Origin of the sequence: Nostoc sp. LPT (genome assembly GCF_017115165.1) — a bacterium.
GTDB lineage: Bacteria > Cyanobacteriota > Cyanobacteriia > Cyanobacteriales > Nostocaceae > Nostoc.
In genome coordinates this window covers 21,789-42,432 of sequence record NZ_JABXKF010000178.1, presented here as the reverse complement: position 1 = coordinate 42,432, position 20,644 = coordinate 21,789, and the positions used below count along the sequence as shown (strand labels likewise).

General features: G+C 43.1%; 19 protein-coding genes and 6 pseudogenes. 14 read left to right on the top strand and 11 right to left on the bottom strand.

From position 1 onward, the window contains the following. Positions 1-44: 44 nt before the first annotated feature. Positions 45-689 carry a DUF3318 domain-containing protein gene (locus tag HWQ58_RS35210; RefSeq protein WP_292873028.1) on the bottom strand — a complete coding sequence of 215 codons (645 nt, stop codon included), beginning with the start codon at positions 687-689 and terminating at the stop codon, positions 45-47. A gap of 78 nt (positions 690-767) precedes the next feature. Beyond that, positions 768-1,325, bottom strand: coding sequence for a hypothetical protein (locus HWQ58_RS35205; RefSeq protein WP_292873026.1), 558 nt, complete (start codon positions 1,323-1,325; stop codon positions 768-770). 661 nt (positions 1,326-1,986) lie between these two features. On the opposite strand from HWQ58_RS35205, the pseudogene HWQ58_RS35200 reads away from it, so the two are divergent. The 8 genes and pseudogenes from HWQ58_RS35200 to HWQ58_RS35165 form a co-directional block, all read left to right on the top strand. Then, positions 1,987-2,238: pseudogene (locus HWQ58_RS35200) on the top strand (amino acid ABC transporter substrate-binding protein); the annotation flags it as partial. Then, a pseudogene (locus HWQ58_RS35195) lies at positions 2,228-2,524 on the top strand (ABC transporter permease subunit); the annotation flags it as partial. The pseudogenes HWQ58_RS35200 and HWQ58_RS35195, both read left to right, overlap by 11 nt. Before the next feature lie 35 nt (positions 2,525-2,559). Beyond that, positions 2,560-2,835, top strand: coding sequence for a hypothetical protein (locus HWQ58_RS35190; protein ID WP_292873024.1), 276 nt, complete (start codon positions 2,560-2,562; stop codon positions 2,833-2,835). Positions 2,836-2,897: 62 nt separating this feature from the next. After that, positions 2,898-3,336 (top strand): annotated as a pseudogene (locus HWQ58_RS35185) (hypothetical protein). A 146-nt stretch (positions 3,337-3,482) separates the two neighbouring features. Beyond that, the gene (locus HWQ58_RS35180) at positions 3,483-4,082 is read left to right on the top strand and encodes a hypothetical protein (RefSeq protein WP_292873022.1); all 600 of its coding nucleotides are present in this window, start codon (positions 3,483-3,485) and stop codon (positions 4,080-4,082) included. 120 nt (positions 4,083-4,202) lie between these two features. Then, positions 4,203-4,400 (top strand): annotated as a pseudogene (locus tag HWQ58_RS35175) (helix-turn-helix transcriptional regulator); the annotation flags it as partial. Between the two features lie 6 nt (positions 4,401-4,406). Then, positions 4,407-4,676, top strand: a pseudogene (locus tag HWQ58_RS35170) (TonB-dependent receptor); the annotation flags it as partial. Next, on the top strand, positions 4,653-7,175 hold the full coding sequence (locus HWQ58_RS35165; RefSeq protein WP_292873060.1) for a TonB-dependent siderophore receptor: 2,523 nt from the start codon (positions 4,653-4,655) through the stop codon (positions 7,173-7,175). The pseudogene HWQ58_RS35170 and the gene HWQ58_RS35165, both read left to right, overlap by 24 nt. Before the next feature lie 51 nt (positions 7,176-7,226). On the opposite strand, the gene HWQ58_RS35160 is transcribed toward HWQ58_RS35165, so the two are convergent. Next, complete coding sequence (locus HWQ58_RS35160; RefSeq protein ID WP_292873020.1) at positions 7,227-7,469, bottom strand: DUF4351 domain-containing protein; 243 nt, start codon at positions 7,467-7,469, stop codon at positions 7,227-7,229. On the opposite strand from HWQ58_RS35160, the pseudogene HWQ58_RS35155 reads away from it, so the two are divergent. Continuing rightward, positions 7,396-7,566 (top strand): annotated as a pseudogene (locus HWQ58_RS35155) (amino acid ABC transporter ATP-binding protein); the annotation flags it as partial. The gene HWQ58_RS35160 and the pseudogene HWQ58_RS35155 sit on opposite strands and share 74 nt — an antisense overlap. A 16-nt stretch (positions 7,567-7,582) precedes the next feature. On the opposite strand, the gene HWQ58_RS35150 reads toward HWQ58_RS35155, so the two are convergent. Then, positions 7,583-8,377, bottom strand: a complete 795-nt coding sequence (locus HWQ58_RS35150) for a methyltransferase domain-containing protein (protein ID WP_292873018.1) — start codon at positions 8,375-8,377, stop codon at positions 7,583-7,585. 103 nt (positions 8,378-8,480) lie between these two features. Here HWQ58_RS35150 and HWQ58_RS35145 point away from each other — a divergent pair, with 103 nt between their 5' ends. Next, complete coding sequence (locus HWQ58_RS35145) at positions 8,481-9,407, top strand: LysR family transcriptional regulator (protein WP_292873016.1); 927 nt, start codon at positions 8,481-8,483, stop codon at positions 9,405-9,407. Positions 9,408-9,459: 52 nt separating this feature from the next. On the opposite strand, the gene HWQ58_RS35140 is transcribed toward HWQ58_RS35145, so the two are convergent. Continuing rightward, entirely contained in the window at positions 9,460-10,821 is a 1,362-nt protein-coding gene (locus tag HWQ58_RS35140) for a deoxyguanosinetriphosphate triphosphohydrolase (protein ID WP_292873014.1), read from the bottom strand. 312 nt (positions 10,822-11,133) lie between these two features. Between HWQ58_RS35140 and HWQ58_RS35135 the strand changes: the two genes are divergently transcribed. Together HWQ58_RS35135 and HWQ58_RS35130 are read left to right on the top strand one after the other, a co-directional pair. Beyond that, positions 11,134-11,346 carry a type II toxin-antitoxin system HicA family toxin gene (locus HWQ58_RS35135; RefSeq protein WP_292873012.1) on the top strand — a complete coding sequence of 71 codons (213 nt, stop codon included), beginning with the start codon at positions 11,134-11,136 and terminating at the stop codon, positions 11,344-11,346. Next, positions 11,346-11,576: a type II toxin-antitoxin system HicB family antitoxin gene (locus HWQ58_RS35130; RefSeq protein ID WP_109012102.1), complete on the top strand. Its 231-nt coding sequence runs from the start codon at positions 11,346-11,348 to the stop codon at positions 11,574-11,576. The genes HWQ58_RS35135 and HWQ58_RS35130 overlap by 1 nt, the downstream gene beginning before the upstream one ends. Positions 11,577-11,603: 27 nt before the next feature. Here the strand turns inward: HWQ58_RS35130 and HWQ58_RS35125 are convergent, their stop codons facing one another. The 4 genes from HWQ58_RS35125 to HWQ58_RS35110 all read right to left on the bottom strand — a co-directional run bounded on the left by HWQ58_RS35125 (position 11,604) and on the right by HWQ58_RS35110 (position 16,181). Then, a complete protein-coding gene (locus HWQ58_RS35125) occupies positions 11,604-12,221 on the bottom strand; it encodes a Uma2 family endonuclease (RefSeq protein ID WP_292873009.1) in 618 nt (205 codons plus the stop codon). A gap of 149 nt (positions 12,222-12,370) precedes the next feature. Further along, the gene (locus tag HWQ58_RS35120; protein WP_292873058.1) at positions 12,371-14,179 is read right to left on the bottom strand and encodes an ABC transporter ATP-binding protein; all 1,809 of its coding nucleotides are present in this window, start codon (positions 14,177-14,179) and stop codon (positions 12,371-12,373) included. Between the two features lie 208 nt (positions 14,180-14,387). After that, on the bottom strand, positions 14,388-15,518 hold the full coding sequence (locus tag HWQ58_RS35115) for an aldo/keto reductase (RefSeq protein ID WP_292873007.1): 1,131 nt from the start codon (positions 15,516-15,518) through the stop codon (positions 14,388-14,390). A 165-nt stretch (positions 15,519-15,683) separates the two neighbouring features. Further along, positions 15,684-16,181, bottom strand: a complete 498-nt coding sequence (locus tag HWQ58_RS35110; protein WP_292873005.1) for a bifunctional nuclease family protein — start codon at positions 16,179-16,181, stop codon at positions 15,684-15,686. A 340-nt stretch (positions 16,182-16,521) separates the two neighbouring features. On the opposite strand from HWQ58_RS35110, the gene HWQ58_RS35105 reads away from it, so the two are divergent. Then, entirely contained in the window at positions 16,522-17,202 is a 681-nt protein-coding gene (locus HWQ58_RS35105; RefSeq protein WP_292873003.1) for a riboflavin synthase, read from the top strand. Positions 17,203-17,300: 98 nt separating this feature from the next. Here HWQ58_RS35105 and HWQ58_RS35100 read toward each other — a convergent pair whose 3' ends face one another. Next, positions 17,301-18,872, bottom strand: a complete 1,572-nt coding sequence (locus tag HWQ58_RS35100) for a M23 family metallopeptidase (RefSeq protein WP_292873001.1) — start codon at positions 18,870-18,872, stop codon at positions 17,301-17,303. A gap of 90 nt (positions 18,873-18,962) precedes the next feature. Further along, positions 18,963-19,781, bottom strand: coding sequence for a biotin--[acetyl-CoA-carboxylase] ligase (locus HWQ58_RS35095; RefSeq protein ID WP_292872999.1), 819 nt, complete (start codon positions 19,779-19,781; stop codon positions 18,963-18,965). 77 nt (positions 19,782-19,858) lie between these two features. Between HWQ58_RS35095 and pgeF the strand changes: the two genes are divergently transcribed. Beyond that, a complete protein-coding gene (pgeF, locus tag HWQ58_RS35090; protein ID WP_292872997.1) occupies positions 19,859-20,644 on the top strand; it encodes a peptidoglycan editing factor PgeF in 786 nt (261 codons plus the stop codon).

Here is a 20,644-nt window from a genome sequence, read left to right as displayed (position 1 = left end):
GTTTTTGGGGGTAGGTATTACCCACCCAACTTACTTTCTAGTTTCTACAGTGCGCCCTCATCTGGAGTTTTGGATTTAGCTTTTGCTTTATTAGCACTGCGTTTGAGGGCAGAGAGTCTTGCTTCGTATCTCGACCGTTGGCGTTTACTTGCAGTATTATCAATCAGGGTTTTCAAGGCGCTACCGAGACTCTTGTAGGCATTAGGGAGGCTATAACCAAAACGAGTTGCTAAAGCGATCGCTTTCTCATCAGCATTGAGCAATTCTCTTAGTTGCTTTTCCCCATTATTCTTTTGGTACAGTCGCCAGCCTGACACGCCACAAAGCGACAAAGCTAACACCAGCAGCAATCCATCTTGTACCCACAATTCCCCTACAGCACCACCTAAACCGATGGCTAGTGCTGCCATTTCCCAACCATCTTTAGGAATTGTGTCATTTTGAACGCGAGCAACCTCATGCCAGAACAGCAGATTACGCTGATCCATTGCGAGGGCATCCCATTTCACCAAATCAATTTGAATTTCTACCTGGTCTTTACCAATTTCTTCGCAGCGAACCAGGGGTGGATTGACCTCAGTTGTGCCTTCAATCGTGACCCAGCTTTGCAGTTCTGGTGGTAGTAAGGCTTTCAACCGCCGGAGTTCGCTCATTTCCGCTTTGGCAGAGGAGGTTGCATAGGATGTCATAATATCCAGCCCCAGAAAATTTCATGTATATAGTGAGGGTATCACTTTGGAGTATAGCTATTTAAGTAACGATCCGTCTCACTCACTAGGAAAACTTCCTCGCTTTTTTCGCGCTTCCATTGCTTTTTCTAGTAAATCTAACAATCCTGGGGCTTCTTCTTGGATACTGAGTAATAGTCTTTCCCCAAGTTCTATATTCCCCGGATCGAGACCTGTTGCCATCACTTCTTGCAGGCGAGGTATTGCTATGCCATCCACAATCTGAACTAATCCACTCAGACAACGGTGAAATTGTCTTTCTGTGAGAATCGAGTCTTCTAAAGGAAACTCAATAATGGCACGAATTTCACCATCGGATGGGTCGTACTCCCATTGCAACATTTTGGTTTCCCAAGAAATGGCAAGCATTGTCTGGAGGATAGCTGCCTTGTGAGGATGGTCTTGGATTCCTGCCAGAACTTGAGGGGCAAATACCCGAAAAAATTTTCCTTCTTCATCCAGTTGGACAACTATTAGGAAATCTTCTAAGTTATCAGCTTCCACACCTGTTATAATTCGGTCTTCTTGATCATCAAAACGGTAGTCCCAACCAAGGTTGTCTAAATAGTTGGCAATCTGTTTGAGGTTAGCTCCCATAAAAGCCTCAAGAACGTGGAGCAGTTGTTACCAGACCTAGTTTAACCTGCTAGGGGTAGTTGTTTGGGTTGGTGTGGATACTTCTAATCCCATAGAAGTATGCAATTAGGGTATTGGGTATGGTCATGGGGCATGGGGAAGACAGTGCGGTCAACTCCTGCGGGGAGACGCCAAGGGCGATAGCGAAGCGGTAGCGAGTCATCGAGCGTCTGGGGTTTCCCCAAGTGGAGCAACTGCCGTCATGGGGCATTGAAGATAAGAAAAATAGACGCTCGTTCGGCACTATGAATGATATTTTTTGAATGACTCTTGCTGATTATTAAAGAAACGATAATTACTATTTTTCAAATCTTAGCCAGTGAAGGATATAGCACTAACTCGCTTAAATTTTAATATTCTTTTCTAGGTTGAATGAATATCTTGCTAGCTCAAGCATGGTGGGAAGATTTTTAATTAAATTTGAAACTTTAAGCAAAGTGTAAATAATTTATACATAGCATCTGAGGCTTTTAAAAATGTAAGTAAAAACTTCAAATACTGCTTTTAAAAGTGAATAAATATAGCACATATGCGGATACAGTTTTATATTACAAGCAACAAATTGTTTTCACAGAATGATTGTAGTGAGCAATACATTTTTGATTGTCGAGTATCAATGTTGATGCGTAAATCAGTATTAATTCTAGCGATCGCACCCCTAGTCTTTTTGATCGCTGCTTGTGGTGGAGAGTCAGCATAAACATCAAATACACCCAGTACTCCAGCAGCACCAGCAACTCGAAATCGCTGGGATAGTATTAAAAGCCGTGGTCAGTTAATTTGCGGTGTCAGCGGTGAAGTGCCAGGGTTTAGCTTTGTGGGAACTGATGGTAAATACAGCGGCATTGATGTAGATGTCTGTCGCGCGATCGCTAGGATTAAAACCAGGGTTAACAATGCGGCTGGTGATTTTTCCCCAAGCCTTACGGGTAATTATTCCACCATTGACGAGTCAATATCTTAATTTGACGAAAAATACCAGTTTAGCGATCGCGATCGGTTACCCCGATATTTATTTTGTCGCCTCCACTACCTTTAACTAAACAGGGAGAGCCGTAGAAGTGATATTACTGATTATGCTCACCTATCTCACCCTGAGTTTGACCATCTCTATAGTTATGAATTTATTTAATCGCACTGTGCAAATTAAAGAGAGATGAGGGGAATGGGGGAGATGAGGGAGACGAGGAAACTGTTGAAGCTGACATTTGAGCCTTTGAACTGGGAAGTTGAGCCTTTGAACTCGGAAATTGAGCCTTTGAACTCGGAAGTTGAGCTTCTGAACTGGGAAGTTGAGCCTCTGAACTGGGAAGTTGAGCCTCTGAACTGGGAAGTTGAGCTTCTGAACTCGGAAGTTGAGCCTTTGAACTCGGAAGTTGAGCCTTTGAACTCGGAAGTTGAGCTTCTGAACTCGGAAGTTGAGCCTTTGAACTCGAAAGTTGCACCTTTAAGCTTGAAATATGAGTTTTGACCAAAGACTAATGACCAATACTTCGGCTTCGCTCAGTACAAGTGACTAATGACCAATGACCAATGACAAATCCTCAATTAACTTGGCTGCGTAAAAACCTGTTCAGTAGTTGCTACAACAGCTTGTTAACTGTTGTCTGTTTGGTGTTGTTGTTTTGGGTAGTGCGAGGAATTATAATTTGGGCAACTACTCAAGCACAATGGGCGGTAATTCAGGTTAATTTACGTTTATTTCTAGTTGGTAGATTTCCGCAAACGCTACCTCAAGCCTTACGTAACGTTATTCCTGCGATCGTTGGTCAGTTTATCGGCTTATTTAAAGACACTTCACTCTAATCTTTGGTGGGATTGGTGGAACTCACAGGTATTGCCCGTTCCATATTGGCACAACCACAGTTTCTCGGTCGCTATGCAGAAGTTTATTATTGGATTAATTTACTGGGTATTTTGTTGCTCAATGTCGTTGGCTTCTCGGCGCTTAGAAAGACAGTTAAGCCAGTAGTCAAATGCCCTCATTAAAACTGTCATTAGTCATTTCTCCGTTGTAAATAAAAATGACTAGTAAACGCGATCGCTACGACTAGTTGACGAAAATAATAGACAGTAATTCTGGTAGAATTATTAAAATTTTTAGCACTAAGCTTTCAGATGACAATCATCCTTTCTTTAGACGATTGGGAGGATCTGTGGTGTCAACAGAATCAAAATCCTCAAAGCCACAACATCTTGCTTGAGGAATTTGAAAGACTCGACGAACTGCCTAAATGTCTGGGACTAGGGTATTGTCGGAGTATGAAGTTATCTCCGGGTGTAGAACTGGAAATTTGTGACTATGAATTTCACGACGATATAGTTTTCAAGATACCTGTCTGCAATCATCATCTAGTGCAATTTATAATTTTTTCATCTGGATTTATCTATGGTGATGAGGTGCATCCGAATCTTGGTGGGAAACGCTTTTATTTATCTGGTAATGGGCTCTCACCTGCTTTTACATCAAAGCGTAAAAAATCAGAGCGTATGACTTTCATTAACGTCGAGATTGAACCTAAAGTGTTGGCAGCGTTTTTGCCCAGAGACACAGAGCAAATTGCTCCCAACTTAAAGCTCTTGATTAAACAAAACAAATGGAAGACATCATTTTATCCAGATGTGATTTTAGCAATGCAAGTCACCGTGCAGCAAATATTGAATTGTCCCTACCACGGTGTAATGAAATGCTTAGTATCTGCAAGCAAAAGTGTTTGAACTGCTAGCAATGCAATTCGACTTAATTTCGGCAGATGAGGCACAAATTTCATCTTTAGTACCACTGAAACCAGACATGATCGCTCGAATCTACCATGCTAGAGACATTTTACACCAGCGATTAAACAATCCGCCTGCAATGATGGAACTGGCACAACTGGCATTCAACGGGGTTTTCGAGAACTCTTTGGCACCACAGTTTTTGGTTATTTGCATCACTATCGTATGGAGCAGGCACAGATGTTGCTGCGGTACAGAGATATGCAAGTGTCAGAAGTTGCCCATGCTGTGGGCTATTCCCATTTGGGGCAATTTACAGAAGCGCAACGAAGTCAAGGGATTGAGTTATTACCCGGTTGGAAAGTGATCGCATCCTATGCTTACATCGATGCAGAAGTCACCAAAGATAACATTATTCCCATAGGCAATCGAGTGTTCAATGTACCAGAGAATCAAGCCAGCCTCTAGACAACCTACTCGTTCCAAAAGGGTGATTTGAAGGGTTTGGGATTTGGTCTGGGGCTGTTTTATGTGGGTGAGCGGCAGGGAGATTCAGATAACTCGTTTACAGTGCCTGATTACTTGCGTATCGATAAGGATTGGCAAAATCAAAAAATCCGGCAACTAAGCGAGTTAGAAATTCCCATCACCAGCGCTCAAAAATTACTAGTGCAGTCTAATACACCGCAAACCACACCCGTGCCGACAATTCCAATAACGGGAGTTAGAGCTAATCCCACCGACAAAGGTGTGGAGGTGATTTTAGAGACGCTTCAAGGGACTCAACTGCAAGTCACAAATCGCAGTGCTGGTAATAATTTTATCGTTGATATAACTGGTGGGCAGTTGCGTTTACCGTCGGGCGATGCTTTTACATTTCGTTCCGAGAAACCACTTGCTGAAATTACTGAAATTACAGCAACGAATATTGATGCAAATACTGTGCGAGTAACAGTGGTTGGTGAAAAGGCTTTGCCCACGGTTGAGTTATTTGATGATAATACAGGTCTGGTTTTTGGTATAACTTCTGCTACAACGGCGACTTCTCCACCGCCGCAGCCAGAAACACCACAAGCGGAACCATCAGCTGAAGCTGATGAACCAATTGAGTTGGTCGTGACGGGAGAGCAAGATAGCTATCGCGTTCCTAATGCTTCAACTGCAACAAGAACGGATACACCCTTACGGGATATTCCCCAATCGATTCAGGTCGTACCCCGACAGGTGCTGGAAAATCGCAACGTGAGAACTGTGAGTGAGGCAGTGGAAACGGTCAGCGGCGTTGTCAATAACATAAAGTTTTATGGTCCAAATACAACAAATCTGATCATCAGAGGAGTTGGCGGCTTTGGACAGGCAGGAACTTTCCGAAATGGCTTTCGAGATGTTAATTTATATGGACTCACAGGCGTTGAGACAATTGAGCAGGTAGAAATTCTCAAAGGACCTGCCTCGGTTTTGTTCGGAGCCTTTGAACCAGGCGGAATTGTCAACATTGTCACCAAACAACCCCTCAGCGATCCCTATTACAGGCTTGCATTTGAGGCGGGAAATTATGGCTTTTATCGGCCGATTATCGATTTATCAGGACCCCTGGATGCCAACAAAAATGTTCTCTATCGCTTCATTGCGAGCTATCAAGATTCAAACAGTATTCGAGATTTTGTTAGCGAAAACCTGATAGAAATCGCACCCTCAATCACGTTGAAGTTAGGGAATCGGACAAACCTAAATCTATATTATGAATACCTTGACTATTCAGCAGATCCTTACGATAGTCTCGATGTACTCTTGAGCGACGGCAGGAAGCTACCTCGCAGTCGCTATTTGGGCTATCCTGATGAAGTATATAGGCATACCACTACTCAAAAATTTGGCTACACGCTGAATCACAAATTTAGCGATAACTGGCAGATTCGGAACAATCTTTCTGTGTCTCTTAGTAGAACCAAAGAACAAAATGTTTCTCCATCAAATCTAGTGGACGATCGCTCCCTGGAACTTGTAGCGGGCAAACGTGAATTTAGTGGAGATGTCTATTCTGGAACCATAGACTTGCTTGGGAAGTTTAATACAGGCTCGATTTCACACCAAGTTTTAGTCGGCTTTGATATCAGTCGCCGTGAGGATACTTTTGGCTTTGTTGAGTCCAATCTTCCCAATCTTGATATCTTCAATCCAAACTACAATATTCCAAAACCCGAATTTGCTGAATTTGCTGTTCCTCCGTACCAGAATACTCAAAGTTACGGGATTTATCTTCAGGATCAGATTGCTCTTCTAAATAACCTGAAACTTTTAATTGGTGGGCGTTTTGATTGGGTTTCACAAGAGTACCTTTTTACTGAAACTCCAATACTAAATGATAGTGCGTTCAGCCCCCGGATCGGATTGGTGTATCAGCCCAGCCAATCGATTTCTCTCTATACCAGCTATAGCCAATCGTTCAACCCTTCCAATGCATTTAGCCGTAACCCTGACGGTAGATTTTTTGAGCCGACTAAGGGAGCTCAGTATGAGGCGGGCATTAAGGCTGACTTTCTAGACAGAAAGCTTTCGACAACGTTGGTAACCTATCAAATTACCAAGTCGAATATCATAACGCGCGATCCCAATGACCCTGGTGGATTTTCCATTCAGGTGGGGGAGCAACAAAGTCGCGGGATTGAGTTAGATATTGCAGGTGAGATTTTGCAAGGGCTGAAGGTGGTTGCGTCCTATGCCTACACCGATGCAGAAGTCACCAAGGATAGAGCTTTTGCCGTAGGTAACAAATTGATTGGTGTACCAGAGAATCAAGCTAGCCTCTGGACGACTTATGAGATCCAGCAGGGCAATCTAAAGGGTTTGGGATTTGGTTTAGGGCTGTTTTATGTGGGCACGGTAGCAGGAGATTTGGATAATACCTTTACCCTAGAGGACTACTTGCGTACCGATGCGGCACTTTACTACAAAAGAGATGGTTTGAAAGCAGCGATTAATATCCGCAATCTATTTGATACAGACTATTTCAGCGGCTCTGACGGTGGAAGAATTTATATTCAAAGAGGTGCGCCCTTGACAATAACTGGCTCTATCAGTTGGGAGTTTTAACTCGCTCTGCTGTCGGCGATCGCTTAAAGTTCAAAATTTTTTAGTATTCTCTTAATCAAATAGAACTGTCATAAATTCTGCCAAAGAATTGACAGCGATCGCTGTATCCATAAGACTTTCTAATTGTTCCACACTCTCACTCTCCAGCCTTGCTACCACTGAGGCTGGAACCTCGCCAAAGCGTAGTTGCAATACTCGCATTAATTGCCGTCGCACCCGTGATGGGATGACGATGGTAGTCGTAACCCACGAAGTTGGATTCGCGCGTGAAGTCGCCGACCGAGTTATTCTCATAGATAGTGGTTCCCTCGTCGAGTCAGCCACCCCTGAGACCTTTTTCAGCAACCCCAAACAAGAAAGAACACGCAAGTTTTTCTCACAAATTCTCTAGAAAATCTTTGATTAATCTAACCTTTGCATCCCACAACTTCGCACCAAGCACTAGCAAAAAATGCATCTGGGTGCTGACTCCATTCTCGTAAAGCATGGCTCATTGCTGTAAGCGATAGCTCATCAGTCCAACCTTTCTCTACAGCTCCATCCACCTTTGCAGAAGCCTCAATTCGCAGCGCCAAATATTCTGTACCTTCACTCAGCGGCTCAGAACATTGATAAGAAGCCGAAGCTTTGATATTAATAAACCCACTTTGGCGCAGCAGAGCGCGTAACTCTCTACCTACGTCAGGATTACCAGAATTGTGTTGCTGGAGCCACTTGTAATAAGAAAATGCTTTGTCCAGTTCTGATGTAGACGGTGCAATCAAAAACCCACCCCAGTCAGGACTACGAAGCCCAACAATTCCCCCCGGTTTCAAAACTCGCCACAGTTCCCGTAACGCCTGCGCTGGTTCTTGGAGGTGTTCAAACAACGCATGGGAGAAGATTGCATCAAATGAGTTATCTGGAAAGGGTAAAGCATAAATATTCCCCTCCAAAAAATCAGCATTACTGACACCTTGGGTGAGAGCACTCTCAGCAGCTATCTGGATTTGAGAAGGTTCGCGATCGATACCCGTAAGCATACCAGGGAAAATTGCTTTTGCTAAACCCAAAGAGATCGTCCCAGGGCCGCAGCCACAATCTAGCAATTTCATCCCTGGACGTAAATAAGGCTTGAAAAATGCACCATGAGTATCTAAGCTGCGTTTTGCCATGAAATTCGTCGCATTGCTCGAATAGCCTGGAGTATACTTTTCCTGCATCGCTCTAACTTCCTGCGATATTTATATGAGTATCATACGCAGGTAGTTTTCAGATGTCCAATATATATTTAAATAAAATTGAAACTTATAAAATATCAAAAAAATGGAATTGCGACATCTGCGCTACTTTATTGCTGTGGCTGAAGAACTGCACTTTAGTAGAGCCGCCGAGCGACTGCACATCGCTCAACCGCCCTTAAGCCAGCAAATTCAACAGCTAGAGGCACAATTGGGGGTAGAACTGTTTCAGCGCAAAACCAAGCGACAGGTACAGCTAACACAAGCTGGGCAAGTTTTTTTGCAAGAAGCTTATCAACTTTTAGCTCAACTGGAAAAGGCAATTGAGCTAACCCAAAGAACAGGAAAAGGTGAGAAGGGACAACTACAAATCGGGTTTACTAGTTTGGTAACCTACGATTTGCTTCCTGTGATTTTGCGGCGGTTTCGAGAACAGTTTCCAGAAGTAGAGTTAGTATTGCAGGAATTAACCACAACTCAGCAAGAGCAAGCGCTACAGAAACGCCGCATTCATCTAGGCTTTGCCCATCCACCGTTAGAAGACAATACACTCAATCAAGAGTGCATTCAGCAAGAAGCTTTAATTGTGGCTATGTTGGAAACTCATCCCTTAGCTGAACAAGAGTGTATCTCAGTGCGATCGCTAGTAAACGAAAACTTTATCATGTTCCCTCGCCATTTGGGGCCCGGACTTTACGACCAAATTGTAAGTCTTTGTCAGCAAGGAAATTTCAGTCCAAAAGTGACTCAAGAAGCGATTCAGATGCAGACGATTATCGGATTGGTGTCAGCAGGAATGGGGATTGCGATCGCACCGTCTTCACTGCAAAATCTTCAGAGAACTGGTGTAGTTTATCGTACTCTGGAGGAGAAAACACCATTAGTAGCAACGGCTATAGTGTGGCGGGAAGAAGATATGACACCTGTACTAAGGGAATTTCTACAAGTTGTCAGAAGTATCTACGTTTACAAGAGCGATCGCTTTTCATCAGATTTAGGGAGGGTTAACTAGCACCATAGTGATTTTATCTAAGTTATTGGGGGATGGTGCGATCGCTGTCACTTTATCCCAAGGAAATACCGCTAAATTGTTGGAATAAACTGGTAGCGTAAGAATCAGTCATGCCAGAGATATAGTCTGTAACTCTAAGAATTTTATTATAGGTATCTTCATCTGAATTCGGGTGATATTCCTTGGGAAGCATATGGTAGATTAACTTTGCTTTTTTGCTATCATGCAGAATAGCATTAACAAACTCAGAAAATAGTTTTCCTAAAACTTCATAACCCGCTATTTGGATATTAACGACATTACGATGCTGGAAAACAGATGATCGGGTTACCTTCAGAATTTCCTCTAGGTCATTTCCATAACGGCTTCGGGATAACAAATCTTCGTCAAACTCTCCAGAAAGTATTTCTTGCTCGTGTGCAAAGAAAATGTCCGTTGCCTGCCCTATGAGATTATGAATAGCTTTAGCACGCAGTCGCTTAACTTTTTCTACGTCGCTTTCATCATGTTTGTTAATATCAATATCTGCAATTTTATTAAGCAAGTATTTGGTTTTTTCAAATGAGATATAACCCATACGATGGGCATCTTCTACATCAACAATCGAGTAACAAATGTCATCGGCTGCTTCAACAAGAAAAGCAAGCGGGTGTCGAGACCACCACGCTGCATTATCATGACGGCGAATTAGCCCAACTGTCTCTGCTACCTCAGCAAATAAATCTTTTTCTGCCTGAAAGAAACCATATTTTTTAACGCTTCTACCTGAGTAACCGTTTAAGGTAGATTCTGATAGTAATGATTCTCTAGGGTACTTTGTAAAAGCAGCTAAAGTTGGGCAGGTTAGTTGCATTCCGCCTTTTGTAGGCGGCATTTCAAGCTTGGTTAGAATACGAAAACCCTGTGCATTGCCCTCAAATGAATCAAAGTCAGCTTTTTGAGACTTGCTGAGAAGTTCTTCTTCTACATGGTTAACAGTGTTGTACCAGGATTCAAATCCTGTACGGATAGCATCCTCTCCAGAATGACCGAAGGGAGGATTACCGATATCATGAGCTAGACAAGCAGCAGAGACAATATCACCAAAGTCTGAAGCACTGAACCCATAGTCATTAAGCTTGTGTGTGTCTATAATTTTCTCACCCACAATCCTACCAAGGGATCGACCGACACAGGAAACTTCTAGGCTGTGAATCAGACGAGTACGAATGTAATCATTTGTAGATAACGAAAAAACCTGAGTTTTATCTTTGAGGCGACGAAAAGGTGAGGAAAATACTAGGCGATCATAGTCTCTCAGAAAAGGAGTACGATCAAACTGGGGATTTTCTGCTTCAGTCTTGCCAAGTCTTTTTGGTGTCAGAAGTTTCTTCCAATCCATCATTGCTGTGTTATCTAAAAGTAGGTTAGACAATGCCCTCTAGCTAGAAGCAATGGGCAATGCCACATTGTAACTCTACTTATTATGAAGCAACAAATTTATCCTTTTACATCAATGCGGTTTAAGTAATAACCACACTTTTGATTACTCAACTTCTACTGTAAAGGGTAAGTCAAGAGTGAAGTAGGTAAAGCAAGTTAATGCTCGGAGGTAATATGTACTTTACACAGGCTACGCATCGCTCAATTCAATCAAGCGATCGCCTTTGTCAAGTGGGGTAAATTAAGCGATCGCTTCCTCAGCTTAATAGACAAAAATAAGTATGGCGATTTAGATTGAGGGTAGATGCCCAAAAAAATTAGAGAGTTAAAAGCAATTTTGTTGAAGGCGGGGTTTGTCTATCGTCCTGCAAAAGGTAGTCATACCTTCTGGACTCACTCATTGATACCTGATGAACCAGTTACCATTGCTGGAAAAGATGGAGACGATGCACCCCGATATTTGGAAAAGCAAGTCAATCGTGTTTTGAAGCAACTAGGACAAATAGAGGAAAAATAATGAGCGATCGCTACAGTATGGTAATTCAATGGTCAGATGAGGATAATTGCTACTTAGTACACTTACCGGAATTCCCTTGGCAGCAATTCCACACTCATGGTAAGAGTTATGAAGAAGCCGCTAAACACGGGCAAGAGGTAATTGAATCTCTGATTGAATGGTATGAAGAGCAAGGAAAACCTTTGCCAGAGCCAATTACTTTTCCTCAAAAACCGTTAAAAGTGGCTTAAATATTTTTAAGATACAGTGCATTGCACTTATTCCAATCCCTCAATATCAGTCCTTTCAGCTTCCGACTCAACAGGCTCAAACTTCACTTTATTATATAAATCTTGTAGAGAAATCTCAAATGGTACGGTTACAAGTGCGATCGCTTCATCTTCTTCATCATATTCACGAAGCGTCCATTGCTTTTTCCTGGTTTTGGAAAATTGATCTATATGAATACGAGTTTGGTCAATTAATAGATATTCTTGGAAAGTAGAAATAGTTCGGTAAGCCTGAAATTTATCTTCGCGATCGTAGCCTTTGGTAGATTTTGATAAAACCTCCACAATGACCTGTGGGTTGACAATTATATCCTTCCGGTTGTTGAAATACTCCGGTTCACCCGCCAGAATCATCACGTCTAGATAGGTGTAGGTACGCTTTTGGAGTATCCATAAACGAACATCACCCATGAAAACGCGATAGTTCTGCTTTTTAAAAGCAAAATTCAACTCAGTACTTAAGTTAAGTGCTATTTGATTGTGATTTACTGTTCCACCCGCTATAGGAATTATTTGCCCGTCAATGTATTCACTTTTGTACTCAGCAATTTCTTCTAGCTCTAAATATTCCTCTGGGGTATAGTATCGCTGTTTTGTTATTTGCATAATTTTATCAGGTAGCAATGTTTAACGATACGGAGCGTCTAGTGACCCATATTTACTGAGCAGTTTAACGTGGTTAGATAGAGATATTATGTGCTTTTACAAAGTGAGCGATCGCTATCTAAATTCACAAAGTCTACTAGCTTCTTTTCCTATTGATAACCAGCTGCTTGTAACAGAAACAACTTGGCATAACGTCCTCCTAGCTTTAACAAATCTTCGTGAGTTCCTTGTTCTATAACTTCCCCGTTTTCTATAACTAGAATTTTGTCAGCCATCCGTACCGTCGAGAAGCGATGAGAAATCAAAAGTACCATCTGATTTTGAGTAATAGCGCGAAAATGATTGAAAATCTCAAACTCAGCTTGGGCATCTATTGCTGATGTTGGTTCATCTAACACCAAAATATCTGCTTGCGATCGCATAAAAGCACGAGATAAAGCAATCTTCTGCCACTGTCCCCCAGAAAGTTCTTGTCCTCCCTTAAACCAACGACCAAGTTGAGTCTGAAAGCTTTGAGGTAATTGGTCAATAAAAGATTGGGCCATGCCTTTTTGGGCAGCAGTTTGCCACTGTGTTTTGTTTTCGAGATGTTCTACATCGCCTACGCCAATATTCTCCCCCACAGTAAACTGGTAGCGGACAAAGTTCTGAAAAATCACACCAATGCGACGCCGCAATACATCCACATCCCATTCCTGCAAGTCCAAGCCATCTAAGAAAATTCGCCCAGAGTCCGGGGTGTAGAGTCGGGTAAGTAGTTTGATTAAGGTAGTCTTACCGGAACCGTTTTCACCCACAATTGCCAGTTTCTCTCTGGGTTTCAGATGCAGCGAAATGTTTCTCAATGCTGGTTTGGAACTTCCCGGATAAGTAAATGAGACATTCTCAAAACGGATACCATCTTGGGAATTTAAACCAATAGTTGCTTTACCCCAAGATTTTGGTACTTCTTCTTCCAGAAAATCGTAAAGATTTGATAGATATAGATTGTCCTCATACATCCCTCCAATAGAAGTGAGGGCATTGGAGAAAGTAGATTGTCCTTGGCGAAACACAGTAAGATACATTGTCATATCTCCCAAGGAAATCTTACCTAGCACTGTTTCCAACACAATCCAAGCATAAGCTAGGTAAAAAGCACCAGTACTGACTAAACTCAGCAGATACCCCCAAAGTCCTCGCCGCAGAGTTAAATCACGGTCTTCGCCATAGAGTTGCTCGAACAGGTTGCGGTAACGTTCTAGCAGCATCTCTCCCAGCTGATAGAGTTTGACTTCTGTGACAAAATCTTCTCTTGCTAGCAGATTTTCTAAGTAGTTTTGTTGACGAGTTTCTGGCGCACGCCAACTAAACAAGCGAAAGCCTTCTCCAGCAAACTTTGTTTCCGCAATAAATACGGGCATAGCTGCCAAAATCAGTACCACCACTGCCCAAACTGAGAAATGTACTAGCAAAATGCCGTAGGTAATTAGGGAAAGGGCATTTTGCACCAATCCAAAGGTGCGGCTTACTAGGGAAAGAGGACGAACTGATGCTTCTCGTCGGGCATTGGTCAATTTGTCATAAAATTCTGAATCTTCAAACTGCCTAAGATCCAGTGTCAGCGCTTTTTCTAAGATGAGTACATTTACTCGCTGACCCATTAGCGCCCGCAATAAAGACTGACAAATGATGATGCCTCGTTGACTACCTGCTAGTAAAATTACAGCGATCGCTTCTAATCCTACATAAAATAGAGACGGATAAATATTGACAAAACCATTGTTTTGTGAATTAACTTGAGATGCAAATACCACTGCATCAACAATTAACTTACTAATGTAGGATATCGCCGCCGGTAAAAGACCAGCCACTAAAGTTAAACTTGCCAGAAGAATAGTAAGCGATCGGCTAGTAGTCCATACTAAGCTTACAGCCCGTCCACTGTAACGGAAAACCGTCAGTGATTGGCGTAGGATATTTCTTTTTTTTTAATCTTCATCTTTGTTTGCGCGAGATACCCCAGCTTGGGCGAATCTTCTTGACTTTATTTAATCTTTATTAATTTTACCAAAAAATAACTTAGAACTCAGGAGCGAGAATGACGGGTGTGCGACTAAGTGGTGATTCTCATACTTAGGTTAACGGATATTCTAAATTCTGGATTCTGACTCCTGATATACATTTTTATCCCCACAATCTCCGACCTGCTTTCCCACTTAATTTTTGGTGAGTATCTTTTAACAAAGCTGGAATATCTAACTTTTCTGGACAGCGAGGCAAACAGTCACCACATTCTGTACAACGGTTGCCTTTCATTCCAGGGAACCAGTGACCGGCATTTTCAAACATTGCGTAACGATATTGGCCATAGTCTTTCATGTCGTATGCTACTGCGAGATTACGTAACCGCAATACCTCTGGAATATTGATATTTTCTGGACAGGGCAAACAAGCATAACACTGGCTACAATTATCAGTTTCCAAAGCAAGTTTTTGCTGATTTTCTAACCGCCAGAAAGTGGAAATTTCTGCTGATGTTAACTCTGCATCATGGTCAGCAATTTGCAAAGGTTCCCTTAATTCCTCTGGGTTAGCTGGGCCTATACTCAAAGTAGTAATACGAGTATCCGTAAGTAAAAATCGATAGTTTAATTCTAAGGGTAAATACGGCTGACATAAGTCTTTTAAGGTTTGGGGTGGCGTGTAGAGGCGTCCTCCCTTATCAGCAGGAGAAATAATGAAAATGCCCATATCCTTTTGGGTAGCTAGTTGAATCGCTGGTGCGTGCCGTTGAAAAAAATAGTAATAGTGCAGATTGACAAATTCAAATAAATCTGTATTGATTGCTGCCTGAATTACTTCTAATGGCCCGTGGGTGGAAAAACCAACGTGTCGCACTCGGCCATCAGCAACAGCTTCCTCCACTGCTTGCATACAGCCATTTTTAGCTTGCACCCACTCCAAATGTTGCCAAGTGTTCAAACCATGAACCCCTAAGCAATCTAAATAATCTAGTTGTAATCGTTCTAGAGATTCGTCGATGCACCGACGCATGGTGTCAGCATCTGCTGTGGCTGAAATTTTGGTAGTGACATAAAGCCTCGTTCGGGGTACTGACAACCCAGCTTTTAGCGCCCTACCAAGATATTCTTCACTTTTGCCGTAACCTCTGGCAGTTTCTAGATGATTAATTCCTAGCGCTAAGGCTTCTTCGATAGTCTGGTGAGCATTTTCAAAATCAGCCAGGTAGCGCATTGTTCCCAAAGAAAAAACCGAGAGGCGCAGATTGGTTTTTCCAAAGCGTCGGTATTTCATAAATTGAGTCCTGAGTAGAAATACGATTAATAGTGTCTCTACAAGAATGACAAAGTGAAAAAGAAAGAATAAAGAAATTAATTTTATTCTCTAGATTCTCTATTCTTTCTCAGCACGGGCTAAACTCCCGTTAACAGCACTCAGTACTCAGCACTCAGCACTTTCCTAGCTGTCGCCATTACCAAAGCGCTTGATCAAATCTTCAGGACGGAGATTAGAAATAAATTCACGGAAGGCTTGCTGTTCGGCTTCATCTGCATCGCGATCAACAGGGATAGAAGCATCAGCAATCACTTCTTCCATTACCCAAATGGGAGTATTTGTACGGAGGGCAATAGCGATCGCATCGCTAGGACGCGCGTCAATTTCTTTTTTGACTTCGCCTTGCTGGACAATTAAAGCTGCATAAAATGTATCTTTTTGCAGGGAATGAATAATGATCTTTTCTAGAGTCATGTTCCAAGTCTCTAGAAGATTTACAATCAGGTCGTGAGTTAAGGGTCTAGGAGGCTTCTGATTCTCCAGTGCGCCCATAATTGCCCTAGCCTGTTCCTGACCAATGTAAATTGGCAAAGCCCGCCGATCTGAAGAATCTTTCAAAAGGACAATCGGGCTGCGGGTTATGGCATCTAATGCTATGCCAGCGACTTTCATTTCAATCATTGCCTAAGCCTCTACAATGCTTTGAGAGCCTTGGATGCCGTGTAATAAATAGCACCCATTTTTAGGCGGTTTGGTGACAGTAATAAACATAAGCATTCGTTCTCTATAATTGCTTCTATTAAACTCCGAACTTGTGGTGAAAACCAGAGTAAGTCAAATTGGTCTTCTTAGACAATAACCTTCTTACCCAAGTATGCCCTGTGAAGGATGCTAATGTGTTAATATTCCTATGCAAAAAAAAGTCAGAAAATATACTTGGATGTTCGAGATTTATGTGACAATTACCAATTGATTTCAGGCAAAATTAGGCAATAAATAGAGTTAGTTTGACAAAAAAGCCGTGTTTACAGGATTAATCCAAGCATTAGGAAAGATGGAACCCTTAGGGGGCGATTCTTGGCAAATTACTTGTGTAAGCCATTCGGGTGAAGTAATTATGCAAGATTTGGCTTATGGTGACAGTGTTGCTGTAGATGGTGTTTGCCTGACAGTGGAACAAGTTTTAAAAGAGGGGTTTATTGCCACGGCTTCACCGGAAACTCTACGCCGCACCACTCTGGGAAGTGAGCAAACGCAACAGAGATATGTCAATTTAGAAGCGTCGCTAAAGGTAGGCAGCAAAGTTGGGGGTCATTTTGTGATGGGTCATGTAGACGGCATCGGTCGATTGCTAGTGGCCCAACAAACGGCTAGTTCTTGGGAAATGACCTTTATTGCATCCGAAGCGATCGCACGGTACATTGTCCCCAAAGGTAGCATTGCTGTCAATGGTATCAGCCTCACAGTCGCCGCTTATGAGCCAGAACTCTCCCAATTCAAGGTGGCGGTAATTCCCGTCACATACAGCGAGACAAATCTGGGCTATTTGGTTCCTGGAAGTTTGGTGAATCTAGAAGGGGATATTCTCGGCAAATACGTCGAAAAATTCCTTTATTCTGGCAAACCCCACACCAAAGCCACTGATAACAATAGTATAGATGGCATTACACCCGCATTCCTAGCAGAACACGGGTATTTGTAATTTAGGAATGGGGAATGGGGCATGGGGCATGGGGCATGGGTTTCTCATTCATCCTCCTCATCTCCCTCATCCTCAATCCCCAGTCCCAAATCCCCAATCTAACTGCCTGGTTGCTGGCTTACCTGGGCGGTTTGCAAGCCTCGCACTAACTGACCGAGGGCACTTTGTAATTCCACGCCTGGGTCAGTAGCAACCCACCCGTTCGGTGTTAGGTGACGGACTTCAAAGTGCAAATGAGGACCTGTGGAGTTCCCGGTGCTGCCAACTCGCCCGATGACAGTTCCAGGTTGTACCCACTGACCAGGTTGAACAAAGATTTCTGACATGTGACCGTAGAGAGTTTGTTCAGCTGATTTGTGATTCAGGGTAACGGTTAAACCATAACCACCCAACCAGTTAGCAGTTTCCACTTGACCAGCAGCAGCTGCCAAAACTGGCGTTCCCGTAGGCGCACCTAAGTCTGTACCAGCATGGAAGCGTTGATTACCTGTGATTGGATGAACTCGCCAACCAAACAAAGAAGTAATGGGAGCGGGAATAGACAAGGGATACATCATTCCCGTACCACTATAGGCGACTCTTCCCATGTAGGGGATTTGCGGCAATACTGATGCCAGTGAGAAGTCGTAAGCTACGTTGCTGGGGCGGGGTGCAATGTTGCCATCTGCCATTGGTGGCGGTAAAGTCCCACCACTCGGTGCAATGGGAGCTGCACTCACTGTTGTGGGGCTGAACTCGCTGGGAGTTGGGATAAACCGATTCGGGCGAAATGCGCTCTTGGTGACACCGCTAGAACCACTTTGAGCAGCACGCCATTTACTGGTGTTGCCAGTAGTCGCAATCTGCCGCACGGGTGGAACTACTGGTAATTGGGCATTTTGACTTCTTCTGAGCCAATTAGGTGCTGGTTTACCATTAGAATCAGCTACACTCCTTTGGGGTACTTTGGCGCAAACGCCGCCTAATACACTTTGCCCTGACGGCAAAATGGCTCGACAACCACTGGAGCGTTCTGTAACAATTACAGAGTTTGGTGCTTGATAAGTACCTGTTGCACCACTGTCATAACTATTAGGATCGATATAGGCGTTATTATAATCCTTGGTTTTCTCCGCCGTTGCAGCGACAGGGCTGTTAGAGTTATTTGATGGTTGAGCAACTACTGGAAGTTTTTCAGGTGCATAGCGGGCAGGGGTATTGGGTTTTTCCTGTCTCACCCTTACAGGAGTAACCTGGGAGGCTTCTACTTTGGGCTTTGACTGTCTGATAATCACAACTGGTTCAGCAGCTTCGATTTTGGGTGTAGATTGCCTAACTGGCTCTTTTGATTGAGCAACCTCTGGCTTGCCTAGTCTCTGTCTGAGTCTGGCTCGCCGTTGGGAAAATTCCGGTTGCGCTTGAGGAGTTTCCGGCGCAACAGTCTGTTTCTTAAAAGTCGAGGCTTTAACTGGATTTGTAACTGCTGTTGGTTGAGAACTTTCAACAGTGGGAACGATGTTGTCTATTTGTGTTTCCGTTTGGGCAAACACGAAGCCACCGCTAAGGAGGCTAACGCTACTCAGCCAACAGAGGCCCTGAGCTGGTAGTGTTGAGGCAAAACGTTTTTTTGTTAGACCTTGCTGCCATAAGTAATGCAAACGATGATGGGCAGAATGATTGCGCTGCGTCATTTGTTCTCTCAGTTGTGTGTAATTAGCCTAAAGAGATGATGCTAGTGGTTTGTCTTGTCCAAAGAGCGAAATTTTGAACAAACCTCAAATTTAAACGGAAGATTTATGGTACCCCAAACTGATTGTACCGGGTTCAATATAAATTTCCGGTGTAATTAGTTCCTTTGTATGATGTGTTTCTAAATCAACTCGTAAATTTCCTTGAGGAGTTACCCCAACTACTGTACCTGAAAGATTATTGACATACACCCGATCGCCGATGTTTGTAAGCAAGTCTAGATAGCCAGACAAGAGTATATTTACTCCTTCTTGAAAAAGGCACTCCATACCGGATTCTATTCCCAGTAAGACTTTAGAGGTTAGGATTTCCAGACACGAAATTGATCTGAAATCTTGGGAAGCTTGCCACGATTCCAGATTGATTCCAGTTTCTGGTACTGGATTTATCCAGTTAATACCAACACCAATTACTGCTTGGGTGATTTGTCCTTTGTTTACTTTGGTTTCTGTCAAAATGCCGCCTAGTTTGCGGTCATTTAAAACTAAATCGTTAGGCCATTTTATCCCAACATCTATACCGCATTGGCGCAATTGCGACGCAATTCCCCAAGCAGTGGCAAAAGTTAGTTGGTAGCTGTCATTAGCCTCTATTTTATGGTCGAAAGAAATCGCCACGGAAACATATAATCCCCCAACCGGAGAAATCCACTGGCGACCCCATTGTCCCCGCCCAGCAGATTGTTGAGTTGCAATTACTACTGTTCCTGAAATAGCCCCTTGGTTGAGTAAGTTCCAGAGAGTTTGGTTGGTTGAGGAGACGCTTTCAAAAAAGTGAAGAGAAAATGGTAAATATGTATGTTTACGCCCTGCTTGCAAGGCTGCTTCCAAATTTTGCAGATTAAATCCCACAGCAGTTAACCCAAATTCCGTTGTTCAAGTTAGCATTGATTGGCTGATGAGTGATTTCTGTTTAGGTTTGGTTGAAGATGCACACTTGGCACTGGCACAATTGGGAAGGACTGCCCTATCTAACTTGTAGTATTCTGGAACGTTGGCATCACGGCTTCTTTACCCAGCAGTTTTGGCCGCGATCGCCACAAGTTATCACAGAAGTATTGCAACCAGAAGCATCAGTCTATCGCTTAAAGCAGGTTCATGGCAATACTGTTCTCACCCCCCAAGAAGTTGAAAGCTTCTTAAGCTCTGCTGAGGAGGATTTCGCATCGGCAGATGGTTTAATGAGCGAACAGCCTCTACAAGCGGTTTGGGTCGCTAGCGCAGATTGTACACCCGTGCTAATTGGGGATGTGCAAACTGGACGGGTGGCAGCATTACACGCAGGCTGGCGGGGGACTGCTAAAAAGATTGTGCCCTTGGCGATCGCTCGATTACAATCTCAAGGCAGTAAACTCGATGATTTGAGGATTGCGATGGGCCCAGCGATCGCTGGTGAGGTTTACCAAGTCTCTATCGAAGTGGCTGCCGAAATTGGGGCTAGTATCATATCACATAATGACGAAGAAAAAATTGTAACGGCATTGCATGAACTACCAAATTCACCTTTGTTAGAAGATCCAAATCCCACAAAGGTAAGGTTGGATGTGCGGCGAGTGAATACCTTACAACTGGAAAATATGGGAATTAGTGCAGAACAAATTGCGATCGCACCTTATTGTACTTTCCAAACTCCAGAGCATTTCTTTTCTTATCGTCGGGAGAAAGAGAAAAAAGTACAGTGGTCAGGGATTGTTAGCGGCAAAACGACTCACTAG